The 19,527-nt window shown below is 34.5% G+C and carries 13 protein-coding genes, 1 tRNA gene and 1 pseudogene; 5 read left to right on the top strand and 10 right to left on the bottom strand.

The window, feature by feature from the left end; genetic code table 11:
* Nucleotides 1–19: 19 nt before the first annotated feature.
* On the bottom strand, nt 20–1,582 hold the full coding sequence (locus tag I862_RS08780; RefSeq protein ID WP_038540672.1) for a Gfo/Idh/MocA family oxidoreductase: 1,563 nt from the start codon (nt 1,580–1,582) through the stop codon (nt 20–22).
* A gap of 215 nt (nt 1,583–1,797) precedes the next feature.
* On the opposite strand from I862_RS08780, the gene I862_RS07300 reads away from it, so the two are divergent.
* The 3 genes from I862_RS07300 (at nt 1,798) to I862_RS07290 (ending at nt 5,526) form a co-directional block, all read left to right on the top strand.
* The gene (locus I862_RS07300) at nt 1,798–3,126 is read left to right on the top strand and encodes a nucleotide sugar dehydrogenase (protein ID WP_038540669.1); all 1,329 of its coding nucleotides are present in this window, start codon (nt 1,798–1,800) and stop codon (nt 3,124–3,126) included.
* A gap of 386 nt (nt 3,127–3,512) precedes the next feature.
* Nucleotides 3,513–4,568, top strand: a complete 1,056-nt coding sequence (locus tag I862_RS07295; protein ID WP_158499300.1) for an MBOAT family O-acyltransferase — start codon at nt 3,513–3,515, stop codon at nt 4,566–4,568.
* Nucleotides 4,543–5,526: a hypothetical protein gene (locus I862_RS07290; protein WP_038540663.1), complete on the top strand. Its 984-nt coding sequence runs from the start codon at nt 4,543–4,545 to the stop codon at nt 5,524–5,526. The genes I862_RS07295 and I862_RS07290 overlap by 26 nt, the downstream gene beginning before the upstream one ends.
* A gap of 15 nt (nt 5,527–5,541) precedes the next feature.
* On the opposite strand, the gene I862_RS07285 is transcribed toward I862_RS07290, so the two are convergent.
* From I862_RS07285 to I862_RS07260, 6 genes are all read right to left on the bottom strand, one after another.
* A complete protein-coding gene (locus I862_RS07285) occupies nt 5,542–6,978 on the bottom strand; it encodes a mannose-1-phosphate guanylyltransferase/mannose-6-phosphate isomerase (protein ID WP_052646550.1) in 1,437 nt (478 codons plus the stop codon).
* A gap of 853 nt (nt 6,979–7,831) precedes the next feature.
* Nucleotides 7,832–7,925 (bottom strand) — tRNA-Ser (locus tag I862_RS07280).
* A gap of 125 nt (nt 7,926–8,050) precedes the next feature.
* Nucleotides 8,051–9,298, bottom strand: a complete 1,248-nt coding sequence (gene tyrS, locus I862_RS07275) for a tyrosine--tRNA ligase (RefSeq protein WP_038540659.1) — start codon at nt 9,296–9,298, stop codon at nt 8,051–8,053.
* Nucleotides 9,299–9,301: 3 nt separating this feature from the next.
* Entirely contained in the window at nt 9,302–10,546 is a 1,245-nt protein-coding gene (locus I862_RS07270) for a lipoprotein-releasing ABC transporter permease subunit (protein ID WP_038540656.1), read from the bottom strand.
* An 8-nt stretch (nt 10,547–10,554) separates the two neighbouring features.
* Nucleotides 10,555–11,733 (bottom strand): Na+/H+ antiporter NhaA, encoded by a 1,179-nt coding sequence (gene nhaA, locus I862_RS07265; RefSeq protein WP_038540653.1) that lies wholly within the window; start codon nt 11,731–11,733, stop codon nt 10,555–10,557.
* 69 nt (nt 11,734–11,802) lie between these two features.
* Complete coding sequence (locus tag I862_RS07260) at nt 11,803–13,704, bottom strand: heme lyase CcmF/NrfE family subunit (RefSeq protein ID WP_038540650.1); 1,902 nt, start codon at nt 13,702–13,704, stop codon at nt 11,803–11,805.
* A gap of 142 nt (nt 13,705–13,846) precedes the next feature.
* Here I862_RS07260 and I862_RS07255 point away from each other — a divergent pair, with 142 nt between their 5' ends.
* Nucleotides 13,847–14,551, top strand: coding sequence for a hypothetical protein (locus tag I862_RS07255; RefSeq protein ID WP_038540647.1), 705 nt, complete (start codon nt 13,847–13,849; stop codon nt 14,549–14,551).
* Nucleotides 14,545–15,447, top strand: coding sequence for a lysylphosphatidylglycerol synthase transmembrane domain-containing protein (locus I862_RS07250; protein WP_038540643.1), 903 nt, complete (start codon nt 14,545–14,547; stop codon nt 15,445–15,447). Before I862_RS07255 ends, I862_RS07250 begins: the two co-directional genes overlap by 7 nt.
* Nucleotides 15,448–15,460: 13 nt before the next feature.
* Here I862_RS07250 and I862_RS07990 read toward each other — a convergent pair whose 3' ends face one another.
* The 3 genes and pseudogenes from I862_RS07990 to thrS all read right to left on the bottom strand — a co-directional run bounded on the left by I862_RS07990 (nt 15,461) and on the right by thrS (nt 19,498).
* Nucleotides 15,461–16,855, bottom strand: coding sequence for a sensor histidine kinase (locus I862_RS07990; RefSeq protein WP_158499299.1), 1,395 nt, complete (start codon nt 16,853–16,855; stop codon nt 15,461–15,463).
* Nucleotides 16,856–17,043: 188 nt separating this feature from the next.
* Nucleotides 17,044–17,562 (bottom strand): translation initiation factor IF-3, encoded by a 519-nt coding sequence (gene infC, locus I862_RS07240; protein ID WP_411572140.1) that lies wholly within the window; start codon nt 17,560–17,562, stop codon nt 17,044–17,046.
* Between the two features lie 15 nt (nt 17,563–17,577).
* Nucleotides 17,578–19,498, bottom strand: a pseudogene (gene thrS, locus I862_RS08880) (threonine--tRNA ligase).
* Nucleotides 19,499–19,527: the final 29 nt, after the last annotated feature.

Genomic DNA, 19,527 nt, shown 5'->3' with positions numbered 1-19,527 from the left:
TTATCTATAATTATTAACATTATATCTTTTGTAGGGTATTCCGGTCATTTAGTCTATACTTGTCTCCTGTTCTGGGGCATATAAGGTCATCTCCCAGCTTCTCTCCTGCATGACTCATCCATCCTATTTGACGCGCCGGGTTACCTACCATTAAAGCATGAGGTTTAACATCCTTTATAATTACTGCTCCTGCGCCAATAAAGCTATAAGCACCCAGGCGTGTACCGCAAATGATAGTCGCATTAGCCCCAATGGTTACCCCTTTTTCAACATAGGTAGGCCTATATTCATCTTTTCTTTCAATCTCAGACCGTGGATTATAAACGTTAGTAAAAACGCAAGAAGGGCCACAAAACACTCCATCTTCTAAATATACACCTTTATATACACTAACATTATTTTGAATTTTACAATTATTACCAATAATAACATCAGGCCCAACCATTACATTTTGGCCGATTACACAATTTTTACCAATTTTTGATCCTTTAATAATATGGCTAAAATGCCAAATTTTTGTTCCTTCTTCAATAAAGCATCCATCATCCACAATTGCAGATTCGTGTTTATAGTAGCCAGCTATATCCTTTTCTATCTTTATAATTTTATTACCTTTAAGCGACTGTTGAGCAGCTTGTAATACTTCTAGAACCCTAAGACCTTCTTCACCATCGGTTATAGGTCTTTTATTATCATTAATACATTCTAAGAAGTGCGCACATTCCGTTTTAAGAGGTTGTTTTTCTTCTACTTTTATGTACAGGGGTTCTGCCCTTTCAGTAACTGTAATTTGGTTCTCTCTTTTTATCCGGTGAGGATAAAGTTGTAATTTTTTTTCCCATGACAGTGTATCATCAAAAACTGCCATCCCTTTATCCCCTATAACTACCAGCTTATGCTCTTTAGTAGGGTTAAGCCATGAAACAGATATTTTGGCGTTTACTTGATTTTTGAAAGTTAAGCAGATGGTAGCGGTATCTTCGATATCAGAATTGATATACCCCGCACCATTGGCATATATACTTTCTGGTAACTCTCCAACTAGTTTTAAAACCATAGAAATATCATGGGGTGCAAAGCTTAATACTACATTTTCTTCATGTCTAATTTTTCCAAAGCTAAGTCGGTTGGAATAAATGTGCTGTAACTTTCCAAGCACTCCATTTTGCACTAGTTTGGTTAACGCTATAAAAGCATTATGATATTGTAATAAATGGCCGACCATTATTACTAAATTTTTATGCTTTGCAATATTACAAAGCATATTTGCTTCATCTAAGTTAAGAGCCAATGGTTTTTCTATAAAAACATGCTTACCAGCATTTAGTGCTTGCTCCGCTAATTTTGCATGTAGTATTGCAGGAGCGGCTATTACTACCCCTTTTATCTCTGAATTTTGTAATGCCTCATCTAATGCAAGAGCCTTTACTTGGTATTCTTTTGCAAAAGAGTTAGCAATATTCATATCACTATCACTTACACCGTATAAAGCATTTAATTCATAAAAATTTCTAATTAAATTTTTTCCCCAGTACCCACATCCGATAACTACAACTTTACAAAGATTTATATTTTGAGACATAAAATAAACATAAGATTTATAATGCTTTACTTTTTATGAAAAGTAAATTTATCGGCAAGATTAATTATAAATTTAGAGAATGTCAATATTATAGTATGGTGTTTCCCTTTGAGAATATATTTAGGTTTAATTTTGATAAGTTATAAAATTTTAAATTGAGAAAATTTTAAATTTTAGGTAGAAGTAGGAACCTAATCAAATTTAAATAATACAATATGACATTGTCTACTCTTGAAAAATTAGAAAATAAAACAGCAACTATTGGAGTAATCGGCTTAGGATATGTTGGACTTCCTATAGTTAAAGCATATACAAAGCTTGGTATGAAAGTTATAGGATTCGATGTTAGCCAAAACAGGATAGAAGAATTAAAGCTAGGAAAGAGTCCTATTAGGGCTGTTAGCAATGAAACTTTAGAAGAAATTATAACAAATAAGTTATTTTTACCTACACAAGACTTTTCCAATATTGCAGAGTGTACTGCATTGATAATATGCGTACCGACACCGCTTGATAAATATTCACAGCCAGATTTGAGCTATGTTGAGAACAGTACTAAAACTATTGCTAAATTTATTAAAAAAGGACAGATTATCTCTTTGGAAAGCACAACTTATCCCGGCACTACTGAGGAGATAGTTTTACCTATTCTTGAGGCGACTGGTTTAAGTGCAGGAAAAGATTATTTTCTTGTATACTCCCCTGAAAGAGAGAACCCGGGAGAAGGCGGCCATAGCGTAGAGACGATCCCAAAAGTTGTAAGTGGATATACGGAGCATTGTTTAAAAGCCGGCATTCAATTATATAAATTGATTGTGGAGAAAGTTGTTACGGCTTCTTCTACAAAAGTAGCTGAAATGGTGAAACTTCTTGAGAATATTTATCGTGCTGTAAATATCAGTATGGTGAATGAGATGAAGATGATTGCTGACCAAATGGGTATAGATATACACGAAGTCATAGATGCAGCATCTACAAAACCATTTGGGTTCACTCCTTTTTATCCTTCGCCAGGAATAGGGGGGCATTGTATACCTGTAGACCCATTTTATTTAACATATAAAGCAAAAGAGTTTGGAATCCATACCCGCTTTATTGAATTAGCCGGAGAAATAAACTACAAAGTCCAGAGATTTGTAGTGAATAAAACAATTTCAGCACTGAATAACGTAACCAAATCTCTTAATAGAAGTAAAGTGTTAATAGTAGGTATAGCATACAAGAAAAATGTCGAAGATATGCGCGAATCTCCAAGTATACACATTGCTCAAATGCTAGCAGAAAGAGGAGCAATAGTTGATTACTATGATCCACTTATACTTGAACTAAAGCCTTATTGGTCTAAAGCTATGTTTAATATTGATCATAAAGCAAGTATAAAATCTTTAGAAAATATTAAGGATTATGATATTGTAATTTTACATACCGACCATGATGGTATTGATTACAATTACATATTAGAAAACTCTCAATTACTTGTTGATACCAGAGGAAAATATCGTGATGTTCCTGTTATGTATAAAGAAAAGTTAACTTATGCTTAAGTTATACATGATTGTTTATGCTTTTTAACTCGTATATTTTTCTTATTTTTATTACCTTATTCTTTTTAGGATGGTCTTTTATAAAAAAATATAAAAGACTACGATTACTATATATATGTATTAACTCATTTGTATTTTATGGTTGGTGGGATTGGAGATTTTTATTTTTAATAATAACCAGTGGGCTTATTGATTATATTGCTGGATTAATGATATATAATAGCTCGACACTTAAAAGGAAAAAATTTTATCTGTATCTTTCTCTAGCTGGTAATTTAATTTCCTTAAGTATTTTTAAATATTCTGTTTTTATTGCAGAAAATATAGAATATTTAGCACATCTCATAGGTATAAACTTACAATTAAAAAGCAATATTCCCCCATTTATGCTAATACTTCCAGTAGGTATCAGCTTTTACACATTTCAATCAATAAGTTACTCGATTGATATTTATAAAAGAAAGTTGCTTCCTACAAAAAATATAATACATTTTTTTACCTATCTTTCTCTCTTTCCGCAATTAGTTGCTGGTCCAATTGTGCGAGCTACTGACCTCTTGCCTGCTCTACTTGCTCCACCTAAAACCTCTGAATTCATACGCTATACCGCTTTAAAATTGGTTATATTAGGTTATTTTAAAAAGGTTTTTATAGCTGATAATATTGCTCCTATTGTTAATCAAGGTTTTTCCAATCCTTACTTGGAAACATCTTTTATATACTGGTGGGTAATAATTATTTTATTTGCTATACAAATATATTGCGATTTCAGTGGATACAGCGATATTGCATCTGGGTTAATTAAATTGATAGGATATAGATTTAAAGCAAACTTTAACCATCCTTATTTAGCTACTAGTTTAAGGGATTTTTGGAAACGTTGGCATATTTCGCTTTCTACATGGTTCCAGGATTACGTATATATTCCTTTAGGAGGGTCAAAAGTTAAAGAATCAATAATTTATAGAAATATATTTCTTACTATGATTTTATCTGGTATGTGGCATGGAGCTTCCTGGAATTTTATAGCTTGGGGTATGCTACATGCCTTTTTTCTCTCATTAGAACGTGTATTCAATATACCAAATAAGGTACACATTTTTTTACCATGGCCTAACCTTATACTTAGAATAATAACATTTTCTCAAATTCTTATCGGATGGGTTTTCTTTAGAGCTCAGACTATCGGAGAAGCACTTCATATAACTTCTTGTCTTTTTACTTTAAACTATAATAAAGTTATTAGCTCATATAAAAGTGGGTTGTTTTATATAGTTATTTTTTGCTTCATGGAGGCATATATTATTTTAAAGTGGGATAGCAAATTATTTAACCAACCGATACTTAAAAAAATTGGCGAGCCCATCTTCCTTAGTATAATATTAGCAATTATTATTTACTTTAGAGGAGCAGGAAATGAGTTTATCTATTTTCAATTTTAAAGTATTAATAAAAGAGAGAATTTTTTTAACTATGTTGCTTACTGTAATTGTAGTAAGCAACATTGCATTAATAAATATATATTTCTTAAATGGGGATTTACAAAATAAAGAATTAGAAGATAGGTTTTGGCTAAGCAAAATTTATCAAGGTAAAAAGAAGTATGATATTATTATAGCGGGAGATTCAAGAATATACCGCGGTATTTCACCTAGAATTATGCAGCCCATATTACCATCATATAGAATTTTTAATTATGGTTTTTCAGGAGGAGGACTTAATTCTTACATTTTTAATAAGCTTGTATTCTTGCTTAATAAAGACTCTTCTCACTCTAAAATTATAATTTTAGGAGTTACACCACATTCTCTTACTCCTAAAGCCCAAAAGAATGAACATATCAAGCAATATGAGATGATTTCAAATAAAGATAAAGAAAACATATTGAATAAATCTTTTTGGTATTCATATATTCGTCCGCTTAACCTTAGCCGGATAAAAAATAAATTTACTAACAAGCATAAATTATCAAATTATATACAGCATTATGATATAGAAACCGGATGGATAGGATCGGATTATAGAAAAAGAGATAATAAGGCAGCAATCCCTGCTTATCAATCAGTTTTTATCAATAATCAAGTAGCTGAGCAAAATATATTAGCTCTTTCTAAGCAAATAAGACAATGGACGCAACAAGGGATAATTATAATAGGATTTAGGCCTCCTACAAGCCAAGCTGTATATAATATAGAAAACCAAATGAGTCGCTACGATGAGAGTAAAATAAGAAAAGAATTTGAAAAGGCAGGTGCATATTGGTTATGTTTTGATATTAATAATTATGAAACATATGATGGTAATCATCTTGTGGAGTCATCAGCTATTATTTTATCTAAAGAATTATCTTATAAGATAAAATCTATATTATTAAATAAAAGAGGAACCTTACTTAAATAGGTTAAACATAGCCTATTAGACTTTTAAATGGTGCAATTTATCATACCTTATAATATCATCCTCCCCAAAATAGCTGCCTGTTTGTACTTCAATGATATGTAGATCCGTATTTTGTTTATTTTCCAACCTATGTACTTCTTTAGGGCGTATAAAAGTAGATTCATTTTCTTGTAAGTCGAATTTTTCCTTACCTCTGGTAACAGTAGCCATGCCTTTTATCACTATCCAGTGTTCAGCTCTATAGCTGTGGCTTTGTAATGATATTTTATTGCCCGGAGATATAATTATCTTCTTTATTTTAAAATCAGGTTTATCAGCATATACTTCATAACTACCCCAAGGCTTGGCAACCTTAGTATCATGTGTGGCTATTTCCCGATTACCCGCCTCTATTTGACTTACCAGCTTTTTTACGTCTTGTGCGCGGGATTTCGGTAAAACCAAAGTTGCATTACCCGTTTGTATAATAATTATATCTTTTAGCCCTATAGCGGTTATTAACTTCTTATCTTGCGTAAAGAAATAAGAATCCCGGCATTCTTTTATAATCACTTCTCCTTTACAAACATTCCCGCTTTCATCCTTGGAGTTGATATCCCATACATTATCCCACGATCCTATATCATCCCAATCCATATCCGCTTTTACCACGCAACCCAAGTTAGTGCTTTCCATAACGGCATAATCAATGGATTCAGCAGGGCAATGAAGAAATTTTTCTGCGTCTAAAATTACTTCATTATCCGTTACTTTAGAATGCCTCAGTGTATTAATACATGCATTATAGATATCAAGCCTGTATTTACTTAATTCCTTCAAATAAGTTTTAGCTTTTACCATAAACATACCGCTATTCCAGCTGTATTTATTTGAGGCAATATATTCTCTAGCTTTTTCTTCGTCCGGTTTCTCTACAAATTCTTTAACGAAAAATATATTATCATCTTCTGCAATCGGGTTCCCTTCGCGCATATAACCATAACCTGTATGCGGGCTGTTCGGAACAATACCGAACGTAATAATTTTTCCGTTTAAAGCATGGCAATATGCTTTTTTGATAGCTTGCAGATAAGCCGAGTTATTGCCGATATAGTGATCGGACGGCATAATAAGCATTACAGCTTCAGAATCGGATTCCACTAATTTCAAAGCAGCTATTCCAGCAGCCGGGGCGGTATTTTTACTATACGGTTCTAAGATTAGTTTGTAATCTTTTATGTTAATCCGATCTATTTGGTTTTTAATTAAAAATTTATAATCAATATTGCCTAGAAAAACACATGAAGTGAAAACATCTGAATTATTAACTCTCAGCGCAGCTTCTTGTAACAAGCTTCGGTCATTAAATAAGTTTAAAAACTGTTTAGGGTATGATTTCCTTGAAAGAGGCCATAACCTGGAACCCACACCGCCACAAAGTATGATAGGATATATTTTTATATTATTATTCATTTAATATTATTAAAAACCTTAGAAATAACTTATTATTGCTGAAATATTAATTAAACAAATTGGTTTAATAATGCAATAATATTTTCAGCCGGCTTAATTAAATTATTCTATTATATTTTAATTAGCTTTATATTTATGTGTTTACTCTTATTCTTCACCAAATCAGTTAGAAAACAGCAATATTAACAAGTATAGCATTAGATCAAATTTTTAATAACGAAAAAACTACTTTTTAATGCATATCCTGGGTTCCTGTACTATAATGTTGCCATTTTTTAATGTGAATACCTTGTATGCAAAACTTTATTTTTTCCTTACCTATTGATTACCAAATACTTTTATTACAAAAAGAGACAAATCTCAAAAACTCAGAAATTTTACACTATGCCCTTCAGCTGCAAAATATAGAATTGATAGAGTTTAATATAACTATATAGCCTACAACTGAAAAATCAGATAATAAGAATAGTAAGAAGCACGCGCCTTGCCGTCATTTATACGCAAACTTAGTTTAATTTTTTACAGTTTAACTATATACCCTACATGTAGGGTATCCAACTTAATTTGCTATATATTCATAAAAAACACACCACACCCGAATGCTTATCAAAGTTAATTTATAAATTTATCTTTTTTAAGGTTTGCCTCTTCTGACTAATGAATTCTTAAGAGATATATAGTTAAAGTTAGGGAAGTAATATGGCAATAAAATATTTTAGTAAGCTTCAAACTTTACTTACTCAATATAAGTATTTTATATATATTGCAGGGGGGTAGGAGAGATATTTTATATTTGTTATAGTGTAGACTTTAAAGATAAGAAAAAAACAGTTAGCCGATTTAATAAAAAAAGTGGCGGAGAGAGGGGGATTCGAACCCCCGGTACGGCTTTACAACCGTACAACGGTTTAGCAAACCGCCGCCTTAAGCCTCTCGGCCATCTCTCCTTTGTGCTCTAAGGAATTTAAATTCTTTGTCGCTAAATATCAAGCTAATTTTTAAGCTTGGCTGATTTAATAGCAAATAACCTAAATTACATGCAGCTTATTTAATTTAGCCTTAAGCTATATTTTTATTGCTTAACCTTTATAATTGCATGCTTCTTTTTACCTGCAGAGAGCTTCATTTCTCCATTTACCAGAAACTTATCGGTTATTAACCGGTGCTCATCACTTATCAATTCATTGTTGATGCGCGCTCCGCTTCCTTGAATTAACCGCTTAGCTTCCGCACCCGTTGCCGCTAACCCCGAAAGGTTAAATAACCTAAATGCTTGAATACCGCCGTTAAACTCAGCCAAATCTACATAACAAACCGGCAGGTTTTCTCCGACCGCACCCTGCTCAAAAGTTTTCTTTGCAGTTTCATAAGCACTTAGTGCAGCTGCTTCGCCATGACAAAGTTTAGTCGCTTCATTAGCCAAGATAATTTTAGCTTCATTAATTTCTTTATCCTGAAGCGCGGCAAGTTTTTTGATCTCAGAGAGCGGAAGCTCGGTAAACATTTTTAAAAATTTTTCCACATCGGCATCTTCGGTGTTTCGCCAAAACTGCCAATAATCATAAGGAGAAAGCATATCAGGATTAAGCCACATCGCCCCCTTAGCGGTTTTACCCATCTTAGCGCCTGAACTTGTTGTAATAAGATTACTGGTAACGCCGAACAGTTCAGGACATTTCATCCTTCTGCCTAAATCAACCCCGTTTATAATATTTCCCCATTGATCGGAGCCGCCGAGTTGAAGCCTACATCCGTAACGCTTATTGAGTTCCACGAAATCATAAGCCTGTAAAATCATATAGTTAAATTCTAAAAAGCTTAACGGCTGCTCACGCTCCAGTCTTAATTTTACACTATCAAATGTCAGCATTCTGTTTACTGAGAAATTCCTCCCGTAATCTCTTAAAAATTCAATATAATTAATACTTTCCAGCCACTCTGCGTTATCGACCATAACGGCATCATTACTCCCGTCACCGAAATTGATAAATCTACTGAATACTTGTGCTATAGAGTGCTTGTTTTCTTCAATATCTTCTTGTGTAAGCATTTTCCTGGCTTCATCTTTGCCTGACGGATCACCGATTTTGGTCGTTCCTCCGCCCATTAGCACAACAGGTCTGTGCCCGCATTGTTGTAAAATTCTAAATAGCATAATTTGAACAAGGCTGCCTATATGAAGCGAGCGGGCAGTGCAATCAAAACCTATATAAGCGGTTATACCGCTTTGGCTCATTAACTCATCCAACCCTTCGAGGTCAGTACATTGGTTAAAATATCCTCTTTCTTGGATAATTTTTATAAATTCGGATTTTGCCATATTTTATTCATACCTCAATGCTTCTGCAGGCATTAGTTTAGATGCCTTCCATGCCGGATAAATGGTTGCTAAAAAAGATAACCCTAAGGATATTAAGAGCACTGAAATAACATTGCGCGCTTCTAAATCCACAGGTAACTGGGTAAGGTAATATATTACAGGATCAAATAAAGTCAAGCCTGTCATAGATTCCAGAAATATTCTGATTCTCTCTATATTCAAGCTAAACGCCACCCCTATAACCCCTCCTAAAAAAGTACCTACGAAACCGATGACTGAACCGCTTAAGATAAAAATCTTTATAATCGAGCCTTTTGACATTCCTACAGTTCTAAGTATTGCTATACCTCTGGTTTTCTCCTTAACCAGCATAATTAAACTTGATATTATATTAAATGCAGCAACTATGATAATTAATGTTAAAATCAAGAACATAACATTACGCTCAACTTTTAAAGCATTAATCCAGTTTTGGTGGGTAATTGACCAGTCAATAATGTTTAATGATTCACTTTGAATTGCAGCAATTTCGCTTTTTATTCTTTCTACTTGGGGTAGCTTATCAACAATTATTTCTATATCGCTAACTGAATCATAATACTGAAAGAACTTTTTCGCAAAATTTAGGGGCATAAAGATCGTTGAAGAGTTGTATTCATACATACCGACATCAAATATACCCACTATCTTAAATGTTTTCATCCTGGGTATGGTTCCGATTACTATTGCATCACTACTCGGCGCAATAAGCTTAACTTCGCTTCCTACTCCTACCCTCAGGTTTTGAGCTAAAGTTGTTCCTATAATAATCCCTTTTCCTTCTATATAATCGCTTAAGCTCCCCACCTTTATCGCTGAATCCATAATAGGTTTTCTTTTAAGGTCAGCACCATCCATCCCTCTTACCAAAACTCCGGAGGCATTTTCTTTGTTGGTTGCCATAGCTTGGCCGATTACTTGAGGTGCGGCAAACTTAACTCCGGGTATCTTTTCTATGCCACTTATAAGCTCTTGATACTTTTCTATCTTTCCATAGGGCGAAGAAACCGAGATATGGCCATTAATGCCGAGTATCCGTTTTATAAGTTCGACTTCGTAACCATTCATTACCGCCATTACGATTATAAGAGTAGCAACCCCAAGCGCAATTCCTATAAAACTGAATGCACTTATTACAGAGATAAAGCCTTCCTTACGTTTACTTTTTAAATAACGTAAAGCAATTTTTATTTCGTACTTTTTAAACATATAATTACTTATTTTTTTAGATTTGATATTTGCAGTATTATCGCGCTATAGATAGAGCAAAGCAATGACCCGACAAGGACTCCCATCTGTACCAGCGATAAATTATCCGGATGATGCTCAAAAGCCAATATCCCGACAAACAAACTCATCGTAAAACCTATGCCGCATAAAACCGCTACTCCGTAAAATTGTAGATAACCGGCTCTATCGGGCATTCTACAGATTTTAAGCTTAATTAGTATAAGCCCCGATAAAAACACTCCTATCTGTTTTCCGAAAAACAGTCCTAATATTATCCCAAGCGGTACGCTATTCTTTATAGAAGCGAAGCTTAAGCCTGATAAGCTTAAACCACTATTTGTAAAAGCGAAGAGAGGCAATATAACATACGCGACGAGTTTATGTAACCCTTGTTCGAGATCTTTTAAAGGTGAATCCTCCTTATTTCCATTTCTGTAAAGCGGAATTAAAAACCCTAGCACGACTCCTCCTATAGTCGCATGTATCCCTGATTTATAGAAACAATACCACATACCTATTCCGAGTACTAAATATAACGGAATACTAACTAACCCCGCTCTTCCCAGAAAAACAATTAAACAGCAAATAAATCCTATATAAAGAAGATAAGAAAGATCTAAATTATGCGAATAAAATAGCGCGATAATTACAACTGCCATTAAATCATCTATTATTGCAAGCGCTGTTAAAAATACTTTCAAAGATACTGGAACATTTTTACCGAACAAACTTAGCATGCCTAAAGCAAAAGCAATATCTGTTGCAGCAGGAACCGCCCATCCTTTAACTTTAACAGGATCGTTGTAATTAAAACTTATATATATAAGCACCGGTATTAACACACCGAACATTGCACAGATTACCGGTAATATTCTCTGCTCTTTTGAAGCTAAGTTACCTTCAATCATTTCTCTTTTTATTTCCATTCCGACCAGAAAAAAGAAAATTGCCATTAAAAAATCATTAACCCATGCATGAAGCGAAAGTTCGAAGACATGTTTTCCGTATGCTAATGAAAAAGTTTGATTCAGTATATCCTGGTAGCATCCGAAGTATTTTGAGTTCGCTACAATTAATGCCATTATTGTTGCAAGCAATAATAATATACCTTTTTCCGCCGCATCTTGAACTAATAATGCAAATTTTGAAAATCGTCTTTGTAACATAAGCTCTAAATGATATTTAATTCATAAATAAAATACCATTCGATGATAAAAAGGAAAGCTAAATATAAACTATTTAGCCTTTCTTAAAGCTTTAGGCTTCTTCAGCATTTTGCTGAATAAGCTCACCATACCGCTTAAGAAGATTAATAAGCAGGAAAACCAAACCCAGCTGATCATGGGTTTATAATATGCTCTTACCATGAGTATCCCTTCTTCATTTAGTTCTCCGGTTGCTATATATAGATCATAAAATAGGGTATTATAAATTGCGGATTCCGTAGTTTGCTGGAGTTCAACCGGAAAAAATCTGGTTTCCGGCAATAAAGTCGTTATAAAGTTATTATGTTTAAATGCTTTAAATTCAGCAACTCTTGCTATGTAGTTTTTTCCCCTATGTATATCAATCTTTTCCAGAGTTAATCTAAAACTCCCGAGGTCTAAGTATTCTTTTACCTTAAGCGGCTTTTCAACCTCCATTTCCAGAGCTGAATTAAGGGTGATAGCCAGCACTAAAAGCCCAAACCCGATGTGGCCTAATGCCATACTTATTATGCTTCCGTTTAATTGCTTAATTCTCTTTAAAGTATAATTTAAAACAGAAATTATTAACCATATACCCCCTGTTACTCCAATTACCGTAAACAAAGATTTAATTTTAAACTGGTAGCTTATAAGGGCGGCAAAAACCCCACCTAAAATAAACGGCACCTTATTATCATTATAGAGTTTTTGGAGCTTAGAATTACCCCAATTTAATTGGGTTCCGATAATAATAAATAATAATGATATAACACCTAAAGAACCGATCAAGCTATTAAAATACGGCGCACCTATTGAAATTTTCCCTTCACCCGCAACTTCAAGCAGGGCAGGATAAAGCGTACCTAAAATCACTATAAATGCAGCTGTAGTTAATATTAAATTATTAAAAACAATAAAGGTATTACGTGAAAACAAGTAATCTTCGGTTTCTTCAACATTAACTATTTTGCTTGCCCTTATTGAATATAATATTAAAGCTATACCGGTTGCTGTCGCCAAAAATATTAAAATAAAAAGACCGCGCTTTGGGTCTTGTGCAAATGAGTGCACGGAAGTAATAATATTTGATCTGACTAAAAAAGTACCGACCATACTTAAAGTGAACGTCAATATACTAAGTAACAAACTCCAATGCTTCAATTTATTAAACTTCTCTAAAGCAATTAAAGAATGAATTAAAGCAGTTGCCGTTAGCCAGGGCATAAGTGAAGAATTTTCTACCGGATCCCAAAACCAAAATCCTCCCCACCCGAGCTCTCTATAAGCCCACCAGCTGCCGAGCCCGATTCCTAAAGTTAAAAATGCCCATGACATAAGCACTAAAGGTTTGAAGATGACCGCAAATTGCTTATTAAACTCCCCGATAATGAGTGCTGCAATTGCACCACTATAAATAAGTGAGAACCCGACATATCCTAAATATAGCATTGGAGGATGCATAGCGAGACCTATATCCTGCAATATCGGGTTTAACCCATAGCCGTTTAGAGGAGCAGGGAAAATTCTTTGAAACGGATTTGATGTAAATATAACAAAACTTATAAAAAAGGTAAGCAAAGCTGCCTGAATAACTAATGTATACCGAATAAGCAATGAATCGGTTGTTTGTAAATAAGCAAATACTACACTAAAGAAGGAAAGTGCGCATATCCACATTAACATTGAACCTTCATGGTTACCCCAGGCACCTGATATTTTATAAATCAGCGGTTTTGCAGTATGGGAATTATTAACCACATTAAGCACGGTAAAATCAGAGATAATAAAGCAAAGTATTAAACTTATAAAAGCTAGAAAAGTAAGGCTGAACACCAGATACCAAGCAATCCTGATATACGCTAAACGTAACCTATATAAAGGTGAAACAGCTATAACAATGCATAATATTAATGCAATATATAAAAAAACATTACCTAGCTCTGCATACATGGCTTCTCTCTCAACTACACTACCTTAGAAAAAATTTAAAAGACAATTTGCTTATTAAAAAATAATTTACATTTTAAAATTCTATTGACAAGATATACTTTCAAGGGTCAAAAATAAAGCCCAAAACGGAGGATAAGAGAATATGTTAAATAAAAAACAACATAAGGGAATTAATCATTTTAATCCAAGTAGTTTTAAGCCAACCAGTCTTTTTGGCGATCCTGCCGAGGCTTATGGCACACTTGAGCATAATTTAGATAAGAACACGCCTAAACCAGGCTCAGACGGCAGGGAGGAAAAAGCATCTTCAGATACTATGCAGTTAGATGGTCATATGCGCAAAAGTTCAAAAATAGCAATAACTTATCCCGGTGCTGATAGTCAGTATTATATTATAAAGGAAAAAGAAGCCCTAAAAAAATGTTTGGAATGTAGTGAGTCACAACAAGAAAAAGCTACCTCAATAAAAGTAGAAAACTTAACGGAAAATACTATTCATGAGAAAAGCGCAGCTCACGAAAAAACCCCTCCCGAGGCTTCCGAGCCATGTGTGGTTGCGAGCACTCGTAAACCACAGCGCATATATATAGATCCTAAGACTGTTACCAGAGTAGTAGGATTCCAAATACCTCAGGTTACACCTCATGCACCAACCGGCAACACCGCCGAAACTACACAAGAGGATTTACCTACCTCCGGCTTTGCTTCGGTTAGAATAGGAAGTATCATCATAAGAAAGGAAAAACTTCAACATGTAAAAAAGGATGCTTCCCCTTCACATGTGCAAAGAGCGGGAGTAACAACCGGTAATACCAGAATTAATAATCAAGGCGGTAGAGGGTGTTAAAAATACTCCTCTCTACTAATCTTAAGAAGTATTTTATTATAATAATAAAATTATCAGTTTGTATAACCGCTTTTTATTTAGTACTTGGAAAGTTAGATATCAGTAAGCTTTTTGTATACTTAAAAAATGCGGATATTGCTTTGTTGGTCGTGGCAATTATTGCCTCACACCTTTCTCTGATTCTTAGTAGCCTTAGAAGTAAATTTTATTTTAAACAATACGGGCTGACATTACCTGTTATATTTACCGTTTCTTTATATTACTTAGGTACCTTTTATAATATTCTGCTTCCGGGAGGAATCGGCGGAGACGGTTATAAAGTATATTTACTGTCAAAACTAGAGAAATTTCCTAAGCTCGGTAGCTTAAGAATAATTTTATACGAAAGGGTAAACGGCTTTTACATATTAGTTTTATTTGGACTAATCCTAGTGTTATTTAGTGATTTTCTACATAAGATACCCTACCTTAAACTTTTAACCTGGTTATGCATTATACTGATTACTCCATGTTATTTATTGGGAGTAAAATATATTTTGCGTGATAATATAGGCGCCGCATTAAGAGCGACAATATTTTCTTTCTTTGTGCAATTATTCCAAGTAGTAATGGTGCTACTTATCATCTTAGCTTTAAATCAAAGCTTAAGTTATAATCAAATCATTAATTTTATCGTATTATTTATAGTTGCTTCAATTGTTGCAATATTACCCATTTCTATTGGAGGGGCAGGATTAAGAGAATTAACCTTTCTATATGGAATCGGGCTTATTAACCCTGAATTGGAAGAAATAGGAGTAACAATAGCTTTGGTTGCTTTTGCGATTTATATTATTACAAGCCTGCCGGGTGCTTTTTTTATTACTAATATCGAAAAAACATATAATCGTATTTAGGCTCGTTTTATAACTAGGTAGTCTTGTCTTCTTCAATTTGACTGCCCGGTAGGGGAAAGGTAAGTGTGATCGAAGTTCCCAGACCCGGCTCACTTTTAATTTCAAATTTACCTTTCATAATTTCCACCAACTTCTTAGTTAGCGGCAATCCAAGCCCGGTACCGTCATATTTTCTACTCAACTTGTTATCTATCTGCCCGAACGGAGTAAGTGCGCGCGCTATATCCTGCGGCTCCATACCAAGCCCGGTATCAATTACTTCTATGATAATAAGATTAAGATCAAGATTCTTCCATGCCTTAATGGTTACACTACCGCCTTCGGGAGTAAACTTAACCGAGTTTGATAACAGGTTTAAAACTACTTGCTTTAAGCGCTTATTATCCGCTGAGATTATAATATGCTCTTCAGGTAATTCATCTTTAAGAATAACTTTTGCCTGCTCAGCACGGGGCATAAGCATTTTAAGTGAAATTTTTATTACTTTAGTAAGATCCACATCCTCAAATATAGCATCCAGCTTGTTTTCCTCAGCTTTTGAAAAGTCTAAAATATCATTAATCAAGCTAAGCAGGTGAAGTCCTGAGGTATGGATATCCCTTATAAACTCTTTGTATTGCTCGTTATTTATCGGTCCCATCGATTCACTGCTGATAATCTCAGAAAACCCGATAATTGCATTAAGCGGGGTTCTAAGCTCATGAGTCACGTTAGCTAAGAATTTAGATTTTTCTTTACTTTGCGTTTCGGCGGAAGTACGTGCAACTGAAAGCTCGGCTGTTGCTTCTTGTTGCTTTTCTATCATTTTTTCTGCTTGTTGGGCGGAAAGGAATACACCAAGCGTGATAACCCCAAAACTGGAAATGATAAAGAAAATAGCGGTGAACTGGATGATTTCAATCACTTTTAATTCACTGCTGACATTATAATTAATTTCTAAAATTGCGCCGGCTTTAGCCGCTAGATTTTTTAATTCTTCAAGCGCGTTTTGCGGTGCTATTGGAAGAAAAGTTTTAACTAAAGATATTTGCTCCCCTCTTCCGTCTTCTATTTCAGCTGAAGGAATTACAACGCTTGAAATACTTTTAATCATTTTTATTTTATCTAAAGAGTTACTAACTTCATTTGGATAGAAATAAGAACTGAAAAGACTTTGTTTCTCGTTTAAAGCTAAATTATTTGATTGGTATAAAGCACCGTTTGCACCGTATATAACTACTTTAGTAATATTATTTGATGAAAAAAATCTGTTACTTTCCTCAACAAAAGCCAGGTATTGCGGGAAAGTTTCAGCAGTAGCGATTGGCTTATCAGCCAAGAACCCTATAACCGGATAATATTTATTCCAGATCAATTTTACATAATTATCGGCTGTTTCCTGTGCTTGTTTTTGACTTACATCGCGCACAAAATACTCAGTAGTATAATATTTGAAATATACTCCAAGAAGTAAAGAAACAATAATAATTATCCCATATACAATAAGGGTTATATATCTTAAATTAAAAAACATAAGCTTAAAAAATTCTCCGTATAATTAATTTGAGAATTTTTTAGAACTTATGTCAAGCTTAATAATCAATAGGTATCAATAAATTAGTTAGGAATGATAACTAAGAATATTTGTTTACCTTCTAATTTAGGTTCAAGCTCTACTTTAGCCACGTCAGACATGTCCGCTTTGAATTTTTGAATTACCGCGAAACCAAGTTCATTATGAGTAATTTCTCTACCCTTAAATTGCAAAGAAACTCTTACCTTATTTCCTTCGGCAATAAATTTACGCGCATTCTTTAGTTTTACCCCGTAGTCACCTTCCGCTATATTAGGTCTTATCTTAATTTCTTTAATTTCTACCACTTTCTGTTTCTTCTTAGCTTCTTGTGCCTTTTTTTGGATTTCATATTTATATTTACCGAAATCCATTACTTTGCAAACAGGCGGCTCAGCATTAGGGGAAATCTCAACTAAATCCAGCCCGACTCTCCTTGCTAATTCCAATCCTTGCTTCGGTAAAACTACACCGATCATATTTCCTTCATGATCAATCAACCTAATTTGGGATGAATTTATCTGTTCATTGATCCTTATATCACTTGCTTTATTAGTAGAAATAATCAGCTCCTTTTATTAGTTAATTTTGTGATTTTTGACTTCTTGTACTAATTTATTAATAAAATCATTTAAATCAAGTACTTCTTGTAAGTCAGACCCTAATCTTCTTACCGAAACTTCTCTTTTTTCCATTTCATTCTTACCTAACGCAAGAATTACGGGGACTTTTGCCAGAGAATGCTTACGCACCTTATAATTAATTTTATCGTTGTTTAAGTCAAGTTCTACCTGAATACCCTGCCTCTTTAAAGTTAAGGCAACTTCCTCGGCATATTGGTCAACTTGGTTAGTAATAGTTGCAATCACTACCTGCACCGGAGAGAGCCATAACGGCAACTTACCGGCATAGTGCTCAAGCATAATACCTAAGAACCTTTCTATTGAGCCGAACATAGCTCTATGTATCATTACAGGATGGTGTTTTTTGCCGTCTTCTCCGATATAAGTCGCCCCAAGTCGTACAGGTAAATTTAAATCCACCTGGATTGTACCGAGTTGCCAATCTCTTCCAATTGCATCTCTTAAAACAAATTCTATTTTAGGCCCATAAAATGCACCTTCACCGGGGTTAACGGTATAAGGTAGGCCTGTTACTTCAATTGCTTCCCTTAAAGCTTTTTCGGATTTATCCCACACCTCATCACTACCTATTCTCTTTTCAGGCCGATCGGAAAACTTTAATTTTACTTCCTCAAAACCGAAATCTTTATAAATATCAAGTATTAAGCTGCACATTTTTTTTGCATTCATCAGTTATCTGATCTTCAGTACAAAATACATGTGCATCATCTTGAGTAAATCCTCTCACTCTCATTAACCCGTGCAGTGAACCCGAAGGCTCATATCTATAAACTTTACCGAACTCCGAAAGCCTTAAAGGAAGCTCTTTGTAGCTCACTATTCCTTGTTTAAATACCTGCACTCCGCCCGGGCAATTCATCGGTCTTACCGCAAAAACCTTTTCATCATCCGATGCTTTAGCTATAAACATATTATCTTGAAATTTTTCCCAATGCCCTGAAGCTTCCCATAATGAACGATCCAATATTTCAGGGGTTGCAATTTCCATAAAACCGGCATCATTTTGCTTTTGACGTATATACTCCACCAGCTTTTGAAATAAATTCCACCCCTTAGGATGCCAAAACACCACACCTGGCCCTTCTTCCTGAAAATGAAAAAGATTCATTTCCTTACCGAGCTTTCTATGATCTCTCTTTTCAGCTTCTTCCAGTTGTTTTAGGTAAGCGTTTAAATCCGCCTCATTTGACCAAGCGGTTCCGTATATCCTTTGTAGCATCGGGTTTTTGCTATCACCACGCCAATAAGCACCCGCAAGTTTCATTAACTTAAAGGCTTTAACTTTACCGGTAGAAGGTGAATGAGGGCCTCGGCATAAATCTGCAAACCCACCTTGTGAATAAATCTTTATTTCTTCGCTAGCAGGAATAGATTTAATGATCTCAACTTTATATACTTCCCCTAAACCTTTAAAGTATTCTATCGCCTCATCACGACTCATCACCCGACGAGTAACTTTATCGTTACGCGCAGAAATTTTTTTCATGTGCGCTTCAATCTTCGCCAAATCTTCTAAAGTAAACGGCTCCTCACGTGCAAAGTCGTAAAAAAACCCATTCTCAATGGTCGGACCTATAGTTACTTGGGTTTCGGGATAAAGCTCCTTGACTGCTTGTGCCAGAAGATGAGCTGCATCATGCCTGATTATATCCAAACCTTCTTCCGACTTCGGCGTGATAACCTCAACCTTTGAATCTTCGGTAATTAATGTATCTAAATCTTTTAGCTCCCCATTAATTTTTACGGCAATAGCCTCATTTTTCAGTGATTTACTGATTGATTCAGCAAACTCAAAGCCGGAAATATGTTCCGGAAATTCCTTGAAATTTCCATCAGGTAGAGTGATTCTTAGCATTCTTATATACAAACTTCATTTTGCATCAA

The sequence above is a fragment of the endosymbiont of Acanthamoeba sp. UWC8 genome, assembly GCF_000730245.1.
Lineage (GTDB): Bacteria > Pseudomonadota > Alphaproteobacteria > Rickettsiales > Midichloriaceae > Jidaibacter.
Note: the sequence above shows the minus strand (reverse complement) of the source record. Positions and strands in the feature narration are given on the sequence as shown.